This is a genomic window from Corynebacterium sp. HMSC063G05, from assembly GCF_001810555.1.
Taxonomy (GTDB): Bacteria; Actinomycetota; Actinomycetes; order Mycobacteriales; family Mycobacteriaceae; genus Corynebacterium; species Corynebacterium jeikeium_D.
In genome coordinates this window covers 1-19,884 of the sequence record NZ_KV801839.1, presented here as the reverse complement: position 1 = coordinate 19,884, position 19,884 = coordinate 1, and the positions used below count along the sequence as shown (strand labels likewise).

Annotated in this window: 16 protein-coding genes; 9 read left to right on the top strand and 7 right to left on the bottom strand. The window is 59.7% G+C overall.

The features are described from left to right. Window positions 1–95 precede the first annotated feature (95 nt). The gene (locus HMPREF2751_RS01505; protein WP_070595213.1) at window positions 96–1,550 is read right to left on the bottom strand and encodes a class I SAM-dependent methyltransferase; all 1,455 of its coding nucleotides are present in this window, start codon (window positions 1,548–1,550) and stop codon (window positions 96–98) included. A gap of 187 nt (window positions 1,551–1,737) precedes the next feature. Here HMPREF2751_RS01505 and HMPREF2751_RS01500 point away from each other — a divergent pair, with 187 nt between their 5' ends. Beyond that, complete coding sequence (locus HMPREF2751_RS01500; RefSeq protein WP_049170497.1) at window positions 1,738–3,159, top strand: NAD(P)/FAD-dependent oxidoreductase; 1,422 nt, start codon at window positions 1,738–1,740, stop codon at window positions 3,157–3,159. A 92-nt stretch (window positions 3,160–3,251) separates the two neighbouring features. Here HMPREF2751_RS01500 and HMPREF2751_RS01495 read toward each other — a convergent pair whose 3' ends face one another. Further along, window positions 3,252–3,815: a PaaI family thioesterase gene (locus tag HMPREF2751_RS01495; protein ID WP_224433479.1), complete on the bottom strand. Its 564-nt coding sequence runs from the start codon at window positions 3,813–3,815 to the stop codon at window positions 3,252–3,254. Between the two features lie 105 nt (window positions 3,816–3,920). Here HMPREF2751_RS01495 and gndA point away from each other — a divergent pair, with 105 nt between their 5' ends. From gndA to HMPREF2751_RS01460, 7 genes are all read left to right on the top strand, one after another. Beyond that, window positions 3,921–5,372 (top strand): NADP-dependent phosphogluconate dehydrogenase, encoded by a 1,452-nt coding sequence (gene gndA / locus HMPREF2751_RS01490; RefSeq protein WP_070429693.1) that lies wholly within the window; start codon window positions 3,921–3,923, stop codon window positions 5,370–5,372. 47 nt (window positions 5,373–5,419) lie between these two features. After that, entirely contained in the window at window positions 5,420–7,033 is a 1,614-nt protein-coding gene (locus HMPREF2751_RS01485; RefSeq protein WP_070546160.1) for a bifunctional hydroxymethylpyrimidine kinase/phosphomethylpyrimidine kinase, read from the top strand. 80 nt (window positions 7,034–7,113) lie between these two features. After that, entirely contained in the window at window positions 7,114–8,448 is a 1,335-nt protein-coding gene (locus tag HMPREF2751_RS01480; protein WP_222865657.1) for a DEAD/DEAH box helicase, read from the top strand. A gap of 3 nt (window positions 8,449–8,451) precedes the next feature. Next, the gene (locus HMPREF2751_RS01475; protein WP_016422831.1) at window positions 8,452–9,837 is read left to right on the top strand and encodes a hemolysin family protein; all 1,386 of its coding nucleotides are present in this window, start codon (window positions 8,452–8,454) and stop codon (window positions 9,835–9,837) included. Next, the gene (locus tag HMPREF2751_RS01470; RefSeq protein WP_049170482.1) at window positions 9,834–11,048 is read left to right on the top strand and encodes a hemolysin family protein; all 1,215 of its coding nucleotides are present in this window, start codon (window positions 9,834–9,836) and stop codon (window positions 11,046–11,048) included. Before HMPREF2751_RS01475 ends, HMPREF2751_RS01470 begins: the two co-directional genes overlap by 4 nt. Then, window positions 11,045–11,962: a 3-methyladenine DNA glycosylase gene (locus tag HMPREF2751_RS01465; RefSeq protein WP_070595211.1), complete on the top strand. Its 918-nt coding sequence runs from the start codon at window positions 11,045–11,047 to the stop codon at window positions 11,960–11,962. Before HMPREF2751_RS01470 ends, HMPREF2751_RS01465 begins: the two co-directional genes overlap by 4 nt. Window positions 11,963–12,059: 97 nt before the next feature. Then, window positions 12,060–13,658 (top strand): vWA domain-containing protein, encoded by a 1,599-nt coding sequence (locus HMPREF2751_RS01460; protein WP_070595209.1) that lies wholly within the window; start codon window positions 12,060–12,062, stop codon window positions 13,656–13,658. A gap of 163 nt (window positions 13,659–13,821) precedes the next feature. On the opposite strand, the gene HMPREF2751_RS01455 is transcribed toward HMPREF2751_RS01460, so the two are convergent. From HMPREF2751_RS01455 to secA2, 5 genes are all read right to left on the bottom strand, one after another. After that, window positions 13,822–14,325, bottom strand: a complete 504-nt coding sequence (locus HMPREF2751_RS01455) for a MerR family transcriptional regulator (protein ID WP_172620271.1) — start codon at window positions 14,323–14,325, stop codon at window positions 13,822–13,824. 388 nt (window positions 14,326–14,713) lie between these two features. Continuing rightward, the gene (locus HMPREF2751_RS01450; protein WP_049170474.1) at window positions 14,714–15,313 is read right to left on the bottom strand and encodes a bifunctional nuclease family protein; all 600 of its coding nucleotides are present in this window, start codon (window positions 15,311–15,313) and stop codon (window positions 14,714–14,716) included. A gap of 45 nt (window positions 15,314–15,358) precedes the next feature. Beyond that, complete coding sequence (locus HMPREF2751_RS01445; protein ID WP_070595207.1) at window positions 15,359–16,117, bottom strand: transcriptional regulator FtsR; 759 nt, start codon at window positions 16,115–16,117, stop codon at window positions 15,359–15,361. 70 nt (window positions 16,118–16,187) lie between these two features. Beyond that, window positions 16,188–16,613 (bottom strand): oxoglutarate dehydrogenase inhibitor Odhl, encoded by a 426-nt coding sequence (odhI, locus tag HMPREF2751_RS01440; RefSeq protein ID WP_016422837.1) that lies wholly within the window; start codon window positions 16,611–16,613, stop codon window positions 16,188–16,190. 238 nt (window positions 16,614–16,851) lie between these two features. After that, window positions 16,852–19,131 (bottom strand): accessory Sec system translocase SecA2, encoded by a 2,280-nt coding sequence (secA2, locus tag HMPREF2751_RS01435; RefSeq protein ID WP_070595205.1) that lies wholly within the window; start codon window positions 19,129–19,131, stop codon window positions 16,852–16,854. A 190-nt stretch (window positions 19,132–19,321) separates the two neighbouring features. Between secA2 and rraA the strand changes: the two genes are divergently transcribed. Beyond that, window positions 19,322–19,795: a ribonuclease E activity regulator RraA gene (gene rraA / locus HMPREF2751_RS01430; protein WP_048758460.1), complete on the top strand. Its 474-nt coding sequence runs from the start codon at window positions 19,322–19,324 to the stop codon at window positions 19,793–19,795. Window positions 19,796–19,884 lie beyond the last annotated feature (89 nt).

The following is a 19,884-nucleotide window of genomic DNA, read 5'->3' as shown; positions in this document are numbered from 1 at the left end:
CATCACCTTTGAGGTGGTTTTGCCTAAAAACGTGATTTATTTTTACAGGCATTATTTATCTGGCGAATTTCCAACGCGCCCGGAGCCGCCCACTGCTAGTGAGGCCTGCGTGGCGCATGCACGAGCTCGACCTGTACGAGCGTGACTTTCTCTGCGCGCACGAGCGCTTCAAACAGCGACAGATAGTAATTCCACATCCTCCGGAACACTCTGTCGTAGCCGATACCAGCGGCTTCGCGCGCATGCGCCGCAAAGAAATCTCGCTGGAGCTGCAAGGTCGTCGCGAAGTGCGCCGGAATGTACTCTTCCGCCGCGATACGCAGGCCGGTTTCCCGGTCCACCATCTTGCGCAGCTCTTCCATGGTGAAAAGCTGCAGCTGCGGCCACACGTAAGCGCGTACGAGGTCCAAGCTGCGCTCGGCGAGCGCATCGAATTTGTCCGTCGCTACCACCATTTGGACTACGATGGTGCCGCGGTCGACAAGCAGACGCTCGGCGCTCTTCAGCCAGCGCAGCGCACCTGCACGACCGAAGGTCTCCAGACGCCCGACGTTGATAACCGCCTCGAAGTCGGACTCGAATTCGCGTGGCGACGGAATGTTGCGATCCATCTGGATCACATCGACCGCGCCGCGCAATCCGGCTTTTTCCACCCGTTCCAGCACCGTTTCGGTGTGGTCATCAGAGACGGTAATAACCTCCGCGCCCGCTCCCCTTTCTGCAGCCCGAAGGGAAATTTCTCCGCCTGCCGACGGCCATTCGGCGACACGGTCTCCGGCCCGGACTCGAGCAAGATCGAGGATGTGCTCAATATTGCGCACCTGGGCATGCAGAAAATCGGCACGCGCGACGGATTTCGGGGCATCGACATAAGTCACGTCAACTGACCAGTGCGAGGGAACCCCACCCTTGCCAGCACCACGGGCATAGTTTTGAATCTGTTCCCGCGACGAGGTTCGCACTCCGGAGGCGAACAGGCCGGAACCGCCCATCAGCAATTCGCCGGAATAGAGCTCGAGCAATGAGGTCGGCAACTCTCCCGCCATATCTGGCCCATCGAGACGCGGACGTGAACGCGCGACTTTCATCAGACCACGTGCCAGCGGCCCCAACGAAGCAATATCGAGCTCGGCGCTGAGCAGTCGGCTGAGAAGCTCTGGCAAATCATCACTGGACCATTCGCCCGCGAGATAGGCCTCCCCCAATCCGAGCCATTCTGAATCAGCTAGTCGAGAATAGAAAACAGGATCAATGACGCTGAAAATGACTGGACGAAACGATTCAGAATTAGTGGGAGATTCACTGCCGCCGCTAGAGCTGGCACCACCGACTCCGTCGATAGCCAAATCGGCGTCACCCGTCGACCGAGTAATGAAGGACTCTCCGACAAACTCACCGGATTCGACCAGTTCAATGCCGTTGTCCTGGCAGAGCCGCTCAAAAGAGCGTTCCATCATTTCGGCACGTTTCGCTAGGAAACGCCCCTCTGGAATACGCGCAACCCGAGGCCATCGCTCTGCGTCAATTGCCTGCCGGCTTGCCGAATTCACCCTGCCCGAACCTCCTAACAATCGCGCCGCATAAAGGTACGAATAACGAACTGAGTTTGCTCTCGAAGCCTACCGCGCAGGGACCCAGAATAGGCGGTGGCGCACCGAGAGGATTACTATTGTGGCTTGCCGGCTAAAAGCCGAATCTAAAACTTCGAGAACTTTAAAGTCTGTGAGGAGAAAATACATGACCGAGACTCCGTACCGCCCGCACTCCGGACGCCCGCACGTGGTCGTCATCGGTTCGGGTTTCGGTGGCTTGTTCGCGGCGAAGAAGTTGCAGGGCGCCGAGGTCGACGTCACTCTCATCGACCGCACTAACCACCACCTGTTCCAGCCACTGCTCTACCAGGTAGCAACGGGCATCCTGTCCTCGGGCGAAATCGCTCCGTCCACTCGTACGATCTTCGACGGTGTTCAGAACGTTCGTGTTGTCAAGGGCGATGTCACCGACATCGACGTCGAAAAGCAGGTTGTGACTTCGGAACTGGGTCACCAGACTTCCAAGTGGGAATACGACCACCTCCTGGTTGCCGCTGGCGCTGGCCAGTCCTACTTCGGCAATGATCACTTTGCCGAGTTTGCTCCGGGCATGAAGAACATCGACGACGCACTCGAAATCCGTGCCCGCATCATCGGCGCGTTTGAGCGCGCCGAGCTGACCGACGATCCCGCTGAGCGCGAGCGCCTGCTGACCTTCGTCGTTGTCGGCGCTGGTCCGACTGGTGTTGAACTTGCCGGCCAGCTGGCCGAGCTGGCTAACCGCACCCTCGCATCGTCCTACCGCAGCTACAACCCGCACGCTGCACGCGTCGTCCTGCTTGACGGCGCACCGCAGGTTCTGCCGCCGTTTGGCAAGCGTCTGGGCCGCAAGGCTCAGAAGTCCCTGGAAAAGATGGGCGTCATCGTCAAGCTTGGCGCGATGGTGACTGACGTCAATGAAGAGGGCGTCACCTACAAGAACATGAAGGATGGAACCGAGGAGTTCATCCCGTCGTTCTGCAAGATTTGGTCCGCCGGCGTGTCCGCTTCCCCGCTGGGCAAGATGATTGCCGAGCAGACTGGCGCCGAGACCGACCGCGCTGGCCGTGTCGTTGTCAACGAGGACATGACAGCTGGTGGCTACAAGAACGTCTACGTCGTGGGCGACATGTCCAACCGCGAGAACCTGCCGGGTGTTGCTCAGGTTGCTATTCAGGGTGGCGAGTACGTCGCCGCCAACATTGCAGCTGAGGCCGACGGCCGCGATGTCGCAGAGCGTCAGCCGTTCGAGTACTTCGATAAGGGCTCCATGGCAACCGTCTCCCGCTTCTCCGCAGTGGTGAAGATGGGCAAGGTTGAGGTTACCGGCTTCATCGGCTGGATTCTGTGGCTGGCCGTCCACCTGATGTTCCTGGTGGGCTTCCGCAACCGCCTCGTCTCCTGCGTCAGCTGGGGCCTGAACGTCCTGGATCGCAACCGTTGGCAGATGGTTTCCACCCGCCAGCAGATGTACGCACGCAACGCCATCGACCGCCTGGCCGAGTTCAACAAGGACAAGGCTGAGCAGGATCTGCCGCTGGAGGTTCGCGACACTCGCCGCGAGCACCGCGCAAAAAGGAACAAGTAGTTAACTTGCAGGTGGCCAGATTAGAAAACAGCTAATCACGACAAGCCACCTGCGAGCTTCCTACCAGGCCCGTTACCACCTATAACGATTTGCTACAGCGGCTTGTCGAGTACCGCAATTCGTAGGTTGGTGCGGGCCAACAGTTTTTCATCTGCCTTGCGGGTGTGCTCAATGCGCCACAGTTGCATGGTGCGCCCCAGGTACTCTGGCTCCGCCGTGGTAACGATTACCTCGCCAGCCCGGGCGGAGCGGTAGAAATCGGTGTTATTGTTCACACCGACGACCGGCTTCTTCGCACCGCAGGCAACGAAACCAGCAATAGAGCCAGCAGTCTCACCTAGCGAGCAATAAACACCGCCATTGGCTAGGCCCCACGGTTGCAGGTGGTCGGGCCCGACCTCGAGCTCCATCTGAATTCGCTCCGGCCCGACATGGACAAACTTCGTGCCCAGCAAGGTATCTAGACCGCCGATTCCGTTATCGCCCAAGGTGCTGTTAAAAACAGCCAGCTCCTCATCGCTCAGCGCTTCCTGGCTAGCCTTCGTCGCCAGTGTCATATAATCGCGCAGCGCCTTCCTCTTCGCCTGCTCGGCGACGGAAGCTGCAGAGTTAGAGTCCTGTGAACTGCCATTATTCGCAATAGTCTCGTCAGTCATGCCAAACATTGTGCCAGCGCACGCCATCACTCGTGGCAGTTTCAACGTTAAAAGCAGTAACAATTTCTGAGTCCCAGATACAACGAACCCCGGCCAGGCTTTAAGATGGTGGGCATGACCGATAACAATGAACTCGCACAAATTGGTGTCGTCGGGCTCGCCGTCATGGGCTCGAATATCGCACGCAACTTCGCCCACAAGGGACACACCGTTGCCGTGTACAACCGCAGTCCGGAGAAAACTCGCACCCTCATCGCTGAACACGGTGATGAAGGCTCATTCATCCCGTCCGAGACCATTGAAGAGTTCGTCGCTTCGCTGGAGCGCCCGCGTCGCGCTCTGATCATGGTTCAGGCAGGTGCCGCTACTGATGCGGTCATCGATCAGCTTGCCGACGTGATGGAGCCCGGCGACATCATCATTGATGGCGGTAACTCTCTTTACACGGACACCATCCGTCGCGAGAAGGCTATTCGCGCCCGTGGCCTGCACTACGTTGGCACTGGTATTTCCGGTGGTGAAGAAGGTGCTCTGACTGGCCCATCCATTATGCCGGGTGGAACGAAGGAGTCCTACGAGTCCCTCGGCCCGCTGCTGGAGTCCATCTCCGCTCACGTTGATGGCGTTCCGTGCTGTACTCACATTTCTTCCGATGGCGCTGGCCACTTTGTAAAGATGGTCCACAACGGCATCGAGTATGCGGATATGCAGGTCATTGGCGAGGCCTACCACCTGCTGCGTGAGGCCGCTGGCCTCACCCCTGCCGAGATTGCAGATATCTTCCGCGAGTGGAATAAGGGCGACCTGGACTCCTACCTGGTCGAGATTACCGCTGAGGTTCTCTCTCAGGCCGATGAGAAGACAGGCAAGCCGCTAGTGGATGTCATCGTTGATGCTGCTGGCCAGAAGGGCACCGGCCGTTGGACGGTCAAGGCCGCTTTGGACTTGGGCATTCCAGTAACTGGTATTGGCGAGGCCGTGTTCGCTCGCGCCCTGTCGTCTTCCCTTGCTCAGCGTGAGGCTGCCCGCAACCTGCCGTCGGGAAGCCTGGCTAAGGCACCGGAAGATCGCGATGCTTTTGTGGAGCGCGTCCGTAAGGCGCTCTACGCTTCCAAGATCGTTGCCTACTCGCAGGGCTTCGATGAGATTAACGCTGGTGCCAAGGAGTACGGCTGGGAGATTGACCGCGGTGCGCTGGCGACCATCTGGCGTGGTGGCTGCATCATCCGCGCACAGTTCCTGAACCGCATCAAGGAAGCGTACGACCGCAATCCGGAGCTGCCGGCGCTGGTACTCGACGAGTACTTCCGTGACCAGGTCACCGAGTGCCTCGACGCGTGGCGCGACGTTGTCGTCACTGCAGCACAGATGGGTATCCCGGCTCCGGTGTTCTCCTCTTCGCTGGCTTACTACGACGGCCTGCGTGCGGAGCGTCTGCCGGCAGCACTGGTTCAGGGGCAGCGTGACTACTTCGGTGCGCACACTTACCAGCGTGTTGACCGCGAGGGTGCTTTCCACACCCTCTGGTCTGGCGACCGCTCCGAGGTTGAAGCGTAGTCTTGAAGTCTGTCGCTTCACGCTCTTGAAGTTAAAAGGGGTCTGAGATGCCATTTCCCAAGAAGGCAAAGCCTGATTTTGTGCCACGAGTTCTTTCCATCGCCGGCACAGACCCAACAGGTGGCGCTGGGCTCCATGCCGATTTAAAATCAATCGCCGCCGCCGGTGGTTATGGCATGGGCGTGGTCACCGCTTTGGTATCTCAGAACACCGTGGGCGTTCGTGCCGTCCACACCCCACCTGTTGACTTCCTCGTCGAGCAGCTGGCTGCTGTAACTGAGGATGTCACCATCGACGCGGTGAAGATTGGCATGTTGGGTTCACGCGAACTCACGCAGGCCGTCACCAACTGGGTTCGGGAGACCAAGCCAGCCGTGGTTGTTCTCGATCCGGTTATGGTCGCCACCTCTGGCGACCGTCTGCTTGACGAAGATGCCATGGACGCAATGCGCGACTTGGTCGCGGAAGCCACCGTCATCACGCCGAATGTTCCCGAACTGGCATTGCTTGCCGACGCCCCGGAGGCCAGCGACTTCACTGAGCTGATTGAACAGGCACTGGAGTTCGCGAGCAAAAACGATGTCATCGTGATTGCAAAGACTGGTCACTTAAGTGATGAGGAAGCCGGCAATGCAGTGGCCTTCCCCGATGGCCAGGTTTTCTTCAGCTCTTCTCCCCGCATTCACACTGAGAACACCCATGGCACGGGTTGTTCGCTGTCCGCTGCTCTAGCCACACGGATTGGTGGGGGCTCAGCGATCAACGACGCCCTGCGCTGGACTACGCGCTGGCTCAGCGAGTCCATTCGTTTCGCGGATAACCTCAACGTCGGCCAGGGGCACGGCCCCATTGACCACGGCCACAGGGCTCGTCGCCTGGAAAAGGTCGCGCTTCGCCGAATGCAACCAGTGCATCTGAACTCCAGTTTTTACCCGGAGGCCGTCGAAGGCACTGATACTGAGCAGCCGCCGAAGGAGCTGGAATCTTTCTTCGGCCACTCACTCCAGATTGCTCCGGCTGGTCCTTTTACTTCCCAGCTGTGGCGGGACATCGAGGACATCGTTGCCGAGATTGGCGGAATGTTCAGCGTCCCCACGATGCTCCGCGGCGACCTTTCCTCGGACGAAACCAACTTCTTCGTAGCGCAAGAGGCCTGGTACTTGCACCAAGTTTTCCCAGTCCTGTCGCATCTGGCAACCAAAGCACCCTGCCCGAAGGAACAGGTTCTGTGGTCGTCACTCGCACAGGAAGCCCTGGTGCGTGCGTTGGAATTGAGCAATAACGGGCTGGAAGAGACTTCTTCGGCGCTCGAGGACATCGAGCCGACAACCATCACACAGCTTTTGCTGGACGTGCATTCTTCCTGTAGCGCTTTCAACCCATATCGGGTCGCCGTAACCAGTATCGTCGCCGAAATGTGGATTGCAACCGAGCTGACTCTGCAAGGAAAATCGCTGGTTGATGAGGATTCCGCGATCGCGAACTGGGTGGAGGTGTATTCCGACCCCGAGTATGTTGACAGTGTTCAGCAGGCTCTCGAGGTCCTTGAAGAGAATATGTCTACGGCCAGCGATGCGGAGCTCAAATCTATCCGCAACATCTTCCGTCGAGCCGCCATTCTCGAGCGCGAGGCCTATGCGCAACCGGGTCGCGGTTGGTAAATGTCATGGGACGGTAGTTTTCCAGTTCACCGGACGTGCCTATTGCATGGCTGTCCGGGGATAGCGGTATTCTAACAAGCATGCCCCCTCCTGCTGAGTCCAGTGATTTCAGACAGTTGGGCACGCCGGAAGCGATTGTGAGTATTCTGCGTGCCCAGCACATAACTTCGCCTACTGCCGTGCAGGTGGCGACTTTGCCAGATGCTTTCGCTGGCAAGGACGTTCTTGCGCAGGCCCCTACAGGCTCGGGCAAAACGCTCGCATTCGGCATTCCGCTGGTCGCGTTACTCAATAACGCCTCTCCAGCGCTTCCCGGTTACCCGCGCGCGCTAATTATTTCGCCAACGCGCGAACTCGCAGATCAGATTGCTGATGTCCTGGCTGACATCGGTGCCGCTGCAGGTCTGCGTGTCTTGAGCTTGGTCGGCGGTGATTCCGTGGCCAAGCAGCAGACTCTGCTCGCGGCACCAGTCGATATCGCTGTGGTCACACCGGGTCGCGCACACGATTTGCGCCGCCGCGGTCTACTCAGCCTTGAGCACGTCCTCGCTGTCGTCGTCGACGAAGCGGACATGCTCGCTGACATGGGCTTTCTGCCCGATGTTCTGGGCCTGGTCCGTGCGTGCCCGAAGTCGGCACAGCGCATGGTCTTTTCCGCCACGATTAACGACGACGCCGCGGGGCTTATTCGCGATCGTCGCGCAAGTAGCACTGAAGTTGCGAAGCACAAGGTCACTGCCTCCCGGTTGACCATGCGCAATATGCGGCATCTGTTACTTCGGGTGGAGGACAACAACGAAGCCGACGAAGTGGTCGCCTGGATTGCCTCCCGCAAGGATCAGTGCGTCATCTTCGCCAACTCTAAGGCGCGTGTCGTGCAGCTGGCTAAGTTTCTACAGTTCTACGACATCAAGTTAGGTTTCCTCCACGGCGATCGTGGCCAGGCAACTCGTCGCGCGGTCCTCAAGGCCTTTGCCGAGGGTGAAATCAATGTCCTCGTCACCACGGATGTGGCCGCTCGTGGCATTGATATCGATGCTCTTGACTTGGTTGTGCACGCGGATCCGCCAAGGGATTCCGCGACGTATATTCACCGCTCGGGTCGGACGGCTCGTGCAGGTGCTTCCGGCACGGTAGCGATGATTGTGCGTGACCGCCAGGTTGATCAGGCCCGCGAGCTGCTGGCAGGGGCCGGCGTTGAAGCTGAAGAGCTGCGCGCCGCTCCGGGACTGCCGCGATTTGTCAAGGAACTGGGCGCACGGCGTCCGCGCCGGGCTCGTCAAGATCAGAGCCAATCGGCAGGCGGTGCTGGTGGTGCCGGTTACCGCGGGCGCGGCGGTCCGTCGGCAAGCGGAAAGAATCGTGCTGGCGGTCGCGTACACCGCCCCAAGCGAGGGAAAAAGAAGAAGAGATAATCAGTGGATATTGTTCTCAATATTGTCGCGGTTGTCGGCTTTATCGCGCTAACCGCTGGCACCGGCCTCTTTGTGGCGTTTGAATTCGCGCTGACGGGACTGGAGCGATCTACGATTGACGCCGACCGCGCCCGTTCAGCGGATGCACCTGCTGAGGCCGTTCACAAGGCGCATAATCGACTGTCCTTCCACCTCTCCGGTGCACAGCTGGGCATTACGTTGACCACGCTGGCAACTGGTTTCCTCGCGGAACCGGTGCTGGCGCAGTACTTCACGCCGATGTTGCATTGGATGGGGCTCAGCGAGTCTGCAGCGGGACCGACCGCACTGATTCTTGCGCTCATTGTGGCCACGATGTTGTCGATGGTCTACGGCGAATTGGTGCCAAAGAATGTCGCGATTACAGAGCCGTTGGCAGTAGCGCGAGTTACGGCTCGTCCGGTGATGGCGTTTAACTGGGTGTTCCATTACTTCATCCATTCGCTGAATGCTACGGCGAACTGGCTGGTGCGCAAGCTCGGTATTGAACCGGCGGATGAGTTGGCTTCGGCGCGTTCCCCGCAGGAGCTGGAAGCACTGGTGCGCAATTCTGCGGAGCAGGGGGCATTGGATGAGTCGAAGGCCGCTGTGCTCGAGTCGTCGTTACGCTTTGGCGAAACGACGGCGGAGGACCTAATGACGCCGCGGTCGACGATTACCTCCCTCGATGTCGATGACACGGCGCTGGACCTGCTGGCTGTCGCTATCGAATCGGGGCATTCCCGCTTCCCCATTACTGACGGAGACCTCGATGCCACTGTCGGTGTTGTCCACGTCAAGGACGCATTTGCGGTGCCTGCGGCGAAGCGTTCAACCACCACCATGCGGGAGATTGCACGGCCTGTGCCGACGCTGCCGCAGTCGCTGGACGGCGATGCCGTGCTGGAGGCCGTGCGTTCGGCCGGTTCGCAGATTGCGCTGGTCGCGGACGAGTACGGCGGCATCGCCGGCATTGTCACCATCGAGGATGTCGTCGAGGAAATTCTTGGCGAGGTCTGGGATGAGTACGACGACAAGGAGTCCGAGCAGGAAGTCAAACGCGCGATCGAAGGCTGGAACTGCTCTGGCCTTGTGCGTACCGACGAGCTGCCGACCAAGGTCGGATACTTCGCCCCAGAAGGTAGCTTCGAAACGCTCGGTGGATTGATTATGTTTGCGCTCGGTCGCATCCCGGAGGTCGGTGACGTCGTCCTGCTGCCAGAGACCGAACGCGATTTCATGGACGAGTTCGAATCGGGTATCGCCGGACGCTGGTACGCCCGCATTCTAGCGATGGATGACCGCCGCGTGGACCGTGCCATTTTGATCCCTGTTACCAACGAGCGCGCTAAGGAGATGTTCAACCTATGAGTGACTGGTTTGGAATCCTCCTGACTTTCTTCTTGCTGTTGGTCAACGCGTTTTTCGTGGGCGCGGAGTTCTCACTTATTGCTGCTCGCCGTGACCGTTTGGAAGCGCTGCTGGCTCAGGGAAAGAAGCGCGCACGCACAGTTATCAATGCTTCTGAGCACCTGTCGATGATGCTCGCCGCCGCACAGCTGGGCATCACCATTGCCTCGCTACTGCTGGGTAAGGTCTCTGAGCCGGCGCTGGCACATCTGCTGGAAGCTCCCTTCCAGGCGATGGGTATTCCGGAGTCGCTGCTGCACCCGCTGAGCTTTGCCATCGCATTGATGCTGGTGTCAGTGCTGCACATCATGCTCGGTGAGATGGTGCCGAAGAATATCGCGCTGGCAGGACCGGAAACGATGGCCATGCTGCTTATTCCGGTTCATATGGTCTTCTACCGTCTGACCAAGCCGCTGTTGCTGCTGTTTAACTGGATGGCTCGCCATACGCTTAAGCTGTTCGGCATTGAGCAGCGCGATGAGCTCGACACCACTGTCGATTCCACTGAGTTGGCATCGATGATTGCGGAGTCTCGTCAAGAGGGGCTCCTTGACAGCGAGGAGCACGTCCGCCTTCGTCGCACACTGGCTTCGGCCACGCGCACCATTGAGGAGGTACTGATTCCGCACGAGCAGATTCGGCGCCTCCCCACCGCACCGACTGTGGGCGATCTAGAGACGGCGGTCACCGAAACTGGTTTCTCCCGGTTCCCCGTCGCTGCGGCCAACAATGAGCCCAACGAGTACCGCGGCTATGTTCACGTGAAAGATGTCCTCGACCGCGTCATGGATCCTGCCTCCGGCCCAGAGACAGCCATCCCCGATGACGAGATTCGCCCGATGATCGAGATTCCGATCGATGCCACGCTGGATGAGGGATTGCGCATCATGCGCCGCTACAGCGCCCACATGGCAGTGGCTGTACGCGCTCGCATGCCAAAGCCGCACCTGCGCGCAAACGCCCCGGCAAGCATCGCTCCGAAGACCGGTGCTTTCTCCGGCGCGGAGCAGATCGGCATCGTGGCTCTGGAGGACCTCATCGAGGAGCAGGTCGGTGTCGTGCGCGACTGGACCCACGAGGTCTCCCCGCGTCGCAGCGGTGCGCCAAAGCAGCACTCGGCCGTGAACCAGCCCCGGACCCGACCAGGCAGCACGCAGGGACGCCAGCAGTGACGCCTACGCCCGATTCGTCTTTCGATTGGCGTGAAGCCAAAGCAAGGCATATCGCCCGCGTCGATGTCCTGACCCGCGACCACCTGTCCCGTCGCAGTCGCGGCCAGCGCCACCCGGTCTGGGACTTCATCTTCGAGTACTACCCCGTTAAGCCCGGCCAGCTCCGCCGCTGGTCACCGGGCATCGGCGTAGATCTTCCCGGTGCGACAGCCAAGGACATCAGTCACCTGAAGTTCTTTACCCTCGACACGGACGACACTACCGATAGCCCTGCCCGCAAGGACCCCACCGATACCGCCTCGGGGACGGCGCGTATGGATGTTTCGGCGTACGTCGATAAGCGAGGTAAGACGGTGGCGTACATCGGCCATCTGTTGCGTTCGACGCGCGCGAATCCGGCGCACTTTGACTGCTTTGGCCTGCATGAATGGGCGATGGTGTATCGCCAGCCGGAGCATCGTCATCCGGAGCCACTGCGGCTGGGTCAGGCAGGCACGGACGAGGTCGTCGAGGCCCACACGGTTCGATGTACGCACTTCGACGCCTTCCGTTTCTTCACGCCCGACGCCGTGCCGCTCAACGAGTTTGCCCCGACGCGCGAGACACAGCCGCACTGTGAGCAGATGGGGTGTCTGCACGCCAACATGGACTTGTATAAATGGGCGACCAAGCTCGGCGAGGCGGTCCCCGGCGACCTGTGGCTGGATACTTTCGAGCTCGCGTGCAGTGCCCGTGAGTTGGATATGCGCGCCGCTCCCTACGATCTGCGGGATTGGGGTTTTGCGCCCATTCGCATCGAAACGCCCGAAGGCAAGGCCGAGTACGTCCGCCGCCAGCGTGAGCTCAGTGCGCGTGCCGATGTTCTGCGCGGCCGTCTTCTCGAAGTGGTAGATGTCGCATTGTCCACGCAGTAAAGTTGGCAGGAGTTACGTGCGCGTTTGTGCTTTACGACGAGGTCTGCTGCGAGTCGACAGTGCCGAGCACACTCAGCATAGAAAGGGCTAGAACGACATGGGACGACACGCCTCGGGTGAGAACAACTATCGAGTGGCTAAGGGGCCTTTTATTGCCGTCTTGGTCGTAATTGTTTTGGTCGCTGCGGTTTTTGCCTGGGTTAATCTGCGCAAGAGCAACGATTCGTCGATTGATGCTGACCGTGCACGGTGTACGAAGGGTGACCTGACGCTGGTGGTGACCGCTGATCCTGCTGCGGTGGGCTCGGCACAGAAACTTGTGCAGGACTATGGCGAGTCGAATCCCGTGGTGAGGGACTTCTGTGTGCGGCCACAGATTACGGTGGCGGGCTCGCAGGAGGTTGTGAACGCCCTGTCTGAGGCTGGCGGTGCTGAAGCTGGTGAGGGAGCTCCGGAGGACCCCGCTGCGGGTGAAGCCGGTACTGGAATTATGACTCCGGGAGTCTGGATTCCCGCCGATATCTCTTTTGTGGACCAGGCGAAGAACTCAGACAAGGTCAAGGTCAACAACCCCAAGACGTGGTTGCCGCCGATTGCCAGCGGCGTGGCCTTCACAACCAATCGTGCTGACCAGCTGAACAACGCCACCTGGGAAGAGCTTGCAGGATTGCGCGTGGCCGCCCCAGGTGGCTCCGATGCGGCACTGTCGGCCGTGATTAGTGCTCGACTTGGCGGTGGCCCGGACGTCGCTCGCGAACGCGCGGGCTTGGGTGAGGTCTACACCTCCAATACTCTGCTGACCATGCTCAGCCAGAACGTTGCCGACTTCGACGGTGTGGCCGCGACCCAGCCCATGCTGCAAATGGCCGGCGAAGGGCTGAAGCTGGTCTCCCCTGCGGATGCACCCCAGTTGCATGCGCCAGTTGTCACCTTTGGCTCCGGCGGCAAGATCGACGAGAACACGGCTCGCGCGGCCGAGGACTTCCGCAACTTCGCAGCAGATCACGGCGCCGACGGCGAAGCTGCTGAGAGCGCTTTCAGCCCTGAAGTAGCAGAGAACTTTGGGGTGCTCTCGCAGATTCAGACGGACTCTTTTGCGCTGCCACAAGCATTGGAGCAGCCGGACGCGCAACAGCCCGCAACTGCGGTGGGTTCGGCGCTCCTGCTCGCTGACACCTCCGAGGGCGTCGATGTTGGGGCACTGTCTGCGGCACTGACCGGCGCTATCGATGCGGCACCTGGCGGCCGATACGGTCTGTGGACATTCGCACCCGAGGTGAACCGCCTCGCGGAACTTCCCGCGCCCGATGACGAGGCCAACAACGGCGCGGACGCCGTAAAGGGTTCGCTGGCCGAACTTCCGGCTGGTGGTGAGGCACAGTTCTGGCCAGCGCTTATCGATGCCTACCAGGCCGCCCGCGACACCTACTCCCCTGACAAGCCGAACCGTCTCGTCGTGCTCACCTCGGGTCGCGATGCCTCGGGCGCCGATGCCGCCGAGTCTGTCGAGAGGATCAAGGAACTCATTAGCCCGGACCGCCCGGTAACGATTGAGGTCATCGTGCTTCCCGACGGGGACAGCTCCAGCCCCGAGCTGCAGGAAGTGGCAAATATGACCACTGGCTCTCTGCGCATTGCGGCTGACTACGGCGATGGCCTGGCCTCTCAGTTGGCTGCGGCTATCGGTACGGAGTAAGTAGAAAAAACCGCCTCCATCTGGTCCAACCTCGGGAGAGGTAAGACGGAACCAGTTGTGGAAGGCGGTTTTCGTTTAGTTTGTTTCGGCTATTTGAGCGGCGGCCGTAGCAGCGACGCCGCTATTCAGCCGTATCGTTGGCGGTTACCGTATCTGTTGGCTGTTAGGAGATGCGACGGCGACGACGCTCAGCCAGCTCGTCGATGCCAGTGCCTGGGTTCTCCTGAGTACCGTCGATACGCTCGGACGGGAAGGAGGCGATGGTGCCAGTCAGTTCCTTCATAATGCCCGGGACAGCAATGCCGAACACTCCCTGGCCACCGTTGAGCAGGTCGATGACCTCTTCATTGGAGCGACACTGGTAGACGGTGCGACCGTCGGAAACCAGAGTGATGGTAGCCAGGTCATCGACGCCGAGGTCGCGCAGGCGGTCGACAGCCAGACGGATGTTCTGCAGGGAAATACCGGTGTCCAGCAGTCCGCGGACAATCTTCAAAACGAGGATGTCACGGAAGGAGTACAGACGCTGGGTACCTGAGCCCTTGGCGGTACGAATAGAAGGCTCCACCAGCTTGGTGCGTGCCCAGTAGTCCAGCTGGCGGTAAGAAATGCCCGCTACCTGACATGCGATAGGAACGCGGTAGCCAACCTGCTCGTCCGGCCCCATGTCGAACAGGGATTCCTGAACCGCGCGTGGCTCTTGCGAGTCCGACGCACGGAGCTCATTGTCGCCAAAGAGCGAACCGCTGTTGTCGTCGACCATATAAATTCTCCCGAGGTAGTTTCACTGCCGTTATTTATCTTTCGCCAAGGTTAATCGGCTGTCAATACATCACAGGACGACACGCCGAATCTCTAAACCTAAAGTTAAGGTTTAGAGTTTGGAGCCACAGTTTCCCCAGCTCAAGCACAACCCGGGAGCAAAACCGCAGGACGGAATGAAACTATAACTTACGAAAAGTTACCCCTTTTATGGGGTCATTCAGCGACACGCCGGAGGAAATAAGCGTCACAACTACCTCAAAAGTAGCCAGTTATTCACTCCAGTCACACGTTTAACGGTCGCCATCGGAAGCTGAATCGGCGCCACCGTCGGCTTCACCATCAGACTTCTTGTCCTCCGCATCACCATGCGGCTCGGCGAAGTAGTCAGCATCAATACTGTCGAGGAATTCCGCAAACTCCGACACCGATGCCTCGACGGAGTCGGTCTCCGACTCGTCGGTAAGCGAACCGCCATTGGTTGCGACGAGACGCGCCGCTACCGACGTGGCGTCGAGCACATCACGCGCGACATACAGCGGAACCTCAAGCTCGCTAGCGATAAGGATGAGGTCGGAGGGCCGCATATCAATCTCTGCACCACCTTCGAGCACCAGGCTGGCGATGAAAACGCCCTCATGCACGCCCGTAATCTGGCCGCGCAGGGCGCTCTGCCCCACCATGTCCAGCGTATCGACGAAGACCTCATGCATGCCCGGGCGACGCTGCGTAGCGCCGGTCTCACGGGCGGAGTACTTCGTCGCCGTCGCCAAATCAATCCAAATCGGGATAATCCGATTGGTCTCTTCGGCATGCAGGAGCAGCACTGGATCGTCCTCAGGAGGATGCGCCATCCAGTCTAGAAACTTGACTTCTACGAGTTTTTCGTCCATAACAGCGATAATTGTAGCGAGCCGCTATTTACGCGGGACTACCGACTACTTCCCCAGGTCCTTGTTGACCTGGCGCTTGACCAAAGTGCCGTGCAGCGTGACCATCAGCGCAGTCATCTCACGGCCCATCTCCACAGCCTTCTGCTTGCCGCTAGCCGCACGCGACTTACTCAGCGGACTAGCAGCGAGCGACACCAAATCTGCCTCACGGGCCGCAGCGGTACGCACAGTTTTGAGGTGGCGGGCATCCAGGCCAAACTCAGCCAGCTTGACCGCCGTCTCAGTGATGAGCAGGTCATCGCCATCGAACATGTTCAGCGTGTCCGGAGTAATCAGGCCGACTCGAACCAGTTCAGTGATGAACTTCTCGCTAGCGCCGGTGCGCTCTGCCAGCTCCGCCTGCGTCAGCGAGACCACTGCGGCTTCGCGGAACTGATCCGCCGTCACCAGTGGAGTGACCGATGCCAGCCCGTCGCCGCCAGCGTTGCCCGCATCAATTTCGTTGAGCTGCTCTTTAATAACCTTCAGCGGCAAGTAGTTATCGCGCTGAACGGTGAGAATGTAGCGCAGGCGGTCAATGTCCGCCTGGCTGTAGCGACGATAACCCGAGGAGCTACGCGACGGGCACAGCAGCCCCTCCGACTCGAGAAAACGAATTTTGGACAGCGTTACATCAGGGAACTCAACCTTGACTTCCTTCAGCACAGCACCGATGGTCTTCTTCTTGCCCACCGAGCGTGCTTGCTTCGCAGTGCTTTCCGACGAAGTCGGCTGCGAAACTGCTGATTTGCGTACTGCTGCCACTGGTCTTTTCCGAGCCTTTACAAAAATAAGGGGTTAATGCCGACAGGTGCCGACATTAACCGATGTCGAATTAGTTACCGATCAGGAAGACGAGGCGGAACTTACCGACCTGAACCTCGTCACCATTAGCCAGAACCGCGGAGTTCTTCGGCTCGCGGTTAACGTAGGTACCGTTCAGCGATCCCACGTCGACGACCTCGTAGGAGTCACCGTTCTTGCGGAACTCTGCGTGACGACGGGAAACAGTCACATCATCGAGGAAGATGTCGCTGTCCGGGTGACGACCAGCGGTGGTGACTGCCTGATCGAGCAGGAAACGCGAACCCGCATTTGGCCCCCGCTTGACAACCAAGAGTGCCGAGCCCGCCGGAAGTCCTTCAACACCGGAGACCGTGGAGTCCGTGTTAGAGCCGGACTCCATTTCCTTCAGCAAATCTGCACGGAAGACCGAGGTGGTCTCGACCGATGCCTCTGGCTGGCCGCTATTGCTAGTCATATCTTTCCCTCCGGGATAACCTTGGGCGATTTACTCGTTACTTTTTAGATAATAGCGCCCCAACCGCTTTCATGTTGTTATCTAATCCCAACCATGTTGTGACGCAGCTCACCGACAGGGTATGTACAACATGATTGATATGCGTAAATACCGACATCTGAGAGCTTTCTCTGTGGGTGTACCTAGGCCGGTCACCTGAGAAATATTTTCAAATTGTTACCAAACTTGTGGTTACGGCTTACCTAAACATCGCGGCAATCGAGCCGACGACCGAGCCACCACCATTGCTCAATGGGTTGTCGTTGACCATGTAAGTCCACGTCGAGCTCGGGCGAGCAAGACCCGTGTCCTCCAGATGTGCGCCTTCGCCGTCGATTTCGACCTCCTGGAAGGTCTGCACCGACTCGGTAACGGCATTGTTCACCAGGTTCTTAAAGGCGCCGATGGCGGCGCGGTGGAACTCATCAATGGGGCTTTCCTTAGCCAGCGCGCGCAGGTGAATCGACTCCCGCAGGTCATCCAGATCCGCCAGGTGGTCTGACCATCCGCGATCCAGGTGGCTCAGCATGATTTCCCGGGCAGCATCCTCGGCGACATCGCGCCCGACTACGGATTCGACTTCCTTGGCCCGCGCCGATGCCAACTTGGACAGTTCTTCCCAGGCTGCATTGGTAGTCAGCAGTTTCTCCCGGCGCTCATCCAGAATCTCGCGCTGGTCACCGATGAGCTTGTTGTACTTCCACGTCGTCGCATGAATCGACAGCATGGTCGCCTCTGTCACTCGCTGTGCGCGGTCGATGAACTGGTATGCCCTCTTATCCCGGACACGGCCATCATCCTCGGGCAGCACGCTCAGCGTCTCGCCAGCAGCGCCCTCGGAAATCACCGGATCATCCAGGGAGACAAAGAACACCGACGAGCCCGGATCGCCCTGGCGCCCGGCGCGGCCACGCAGCTGATTGTCCAGTCGGTCAGTGCGGTGCTTCCCCAGGCCAATGACGCATAGTCCACCGCGCTCAACGACCGCATCGCGGTTGGATTCATCTGCCCCGCCGAGACGGATGTCGGTTCCTCGCCCGGCCATCTGAGTGGACACCGTGACACGGCCAATATCGCCAGCATTGGCGATGACCTGGGCCTCCAGCTCGTCATTTTTCGCGTTCAGCACCGAGGATTCGATGCCGCGCAGGACCAGCGCATCGGCTAGTCGTTCCGATTCCGCCACGTCACGGGTGCCTACGAGTATTGGTCGACCAGTGCCGTTGAGTTCCACGACCTCGTCGACAAGCGCGGCGAACGCGTCGTCGGTGGTGGCGTAGATGCGGTCGGGCTCGTCGTCACGAATGCATGGGACGTTGGGTTCGATGACGGAGACGTGAAGTCCGTAGAACTCGCGGAACTGGTCGCCCGCGGAGGTGGCGGTGCCGGTCATGCCGCAGGTGATGTCATAGCGGCCGACGAGTTGCTGGATGGTCATGGAGTCGAGGATGCGACCGCCCTCAGAGACCTGCAGGCCCTCCTTGGCTTCTACCGCCGCCTGTAGACCGTCCGGCCAGCGCTGCAGTTCCGCCACGCGTCCCTTCGAAGCGTCGATGAGCTGGACCTTGCCGTCGCGCACGATGTAGTCGACATCGCGCTGCAGCAGCTCGTGGGCGTGCAGTGCAACGTTGACCTGAACCAGAGTGGTGCCGACGTGCTCGGCGTCGTACAGTGAGCCGATGCCAAGCAGCCGTTCGACGCGTGCGGCGCCGGTATCGGTGAGGAAGACGTTGCGACGACCTTCGTCGACGGTGTAGTCGTCGCCGAGCTGCAGGCGGCGCACCACGTCGGTAATCTGTCCGGTCGGTGCGGTGCCCGGCTCATTGCCGGCAAGCACAAGCGGGACCAGCGCTTCATCCACCAACACGGAGTCGGCCTCGTCGATGATCGCGACATCAGCGGGCGACTGCACGCGGTCTTCGATGGTCGGCGCGCAGCGGTCGCGCAGAACGTCGAAGCCGAGTTCGTTGACGGCGGCGTAGACGATGTCTGCCGCATATGCTTTACGACGCTCCCCCGGTCCCTCCTGCGGCGAAATAGCCGACACCGAGAGCCCTAGGAACCCGAACAGCGGTTGCATCCACTGCGCGTCGCGGCCTGCGAGGTAGTCGTTGACGGTCACCGAATGCACGCGGTGGCCGCGCAGCGCGAAACCGGCTGCAGCCAGGGCGCCGGAGAGAGTCTTGCCCTCACCGGTGGCCATCTGGACAACGTCTCCCTCCATGAGCGCCAGTGCGCCCTGCAGCTGCACATCAAAGGGGCGCATGGACAGGGTGCGCTGGGAAACTTCGCGGAGCGCGGCTAAAAGCTCCGGTGCGTCGGTGGCGTGTTGGCGGGTGAAGTCGGCGAGGTCAGCGTCGGAAAGCGCCTGTACCTGTGGCTCGAGCTCAGCGGCACGCGCCACCAGCCCTACGCTGCGTTTTTGGTTGCGCCCTTGCTTGCCGCTAAGAGCCTTCCAAAACCAATTAAACCCAGCCATCTTCTACCCTTCCTGCGCACGTGTGGTTGTCGGCGCGTTCTGACTCACCAGAGTAATCAATCTGGACCGCCCTTCGGAGCACCAATCGCTGCCAGCGAATTTGCACCATATGTCTTTAGTCACATCTTGAGTTTGAAACAATGGGTTTAACACTTGATGCGAGCAATTTTCGGAAGGACTTGAATCCCCTATGGCAATCGAATTCATCCCCACCGCTGACCTGGTTGACGAGATCGGCCCGGACGTGCGTTCCTGCGATACCCAGATGCGTAACCTCGGCGGTCGCCTGGAGTTCTGCGGCAAGATCTCCACGGTCAAGTGCTTCCAGGACAACGCGCTGCTGAAGAAGGTTCTCTCCGAGCCGTCTGAAGGCGGTGTCCTCGTCATCGACGGTGACGCTTCTGTGCACACGGCTCTGGTCGGTGACGTTATTGCGGGGCTCGGCAAGGACAATGGCTGGGCTGGCGTGGTCGTCAACGGCGCGATTCGCGACTCCAAGCTGATTGGCGAGATGGACTTCGGCTGCAAGGCGCTTGGCACCAACCCGCGCAAGTCCACCAAGACCGGCGAGGGCGAGCGCGACGTCGTTGTCTCCTTCGGCGGCATTGACTTCGTTCCGGGCGAGACGCTCTACGCTGACTCCGACGGTATTGTCGTGCGCTAGTGCGCTTGTGCGCTAGACGGCAGACAAAACCGCAAGCAATAGCCGTAAACAAAAGCGGGTTAAGTAGCAAAAAGTGTGTCTGACTTTCA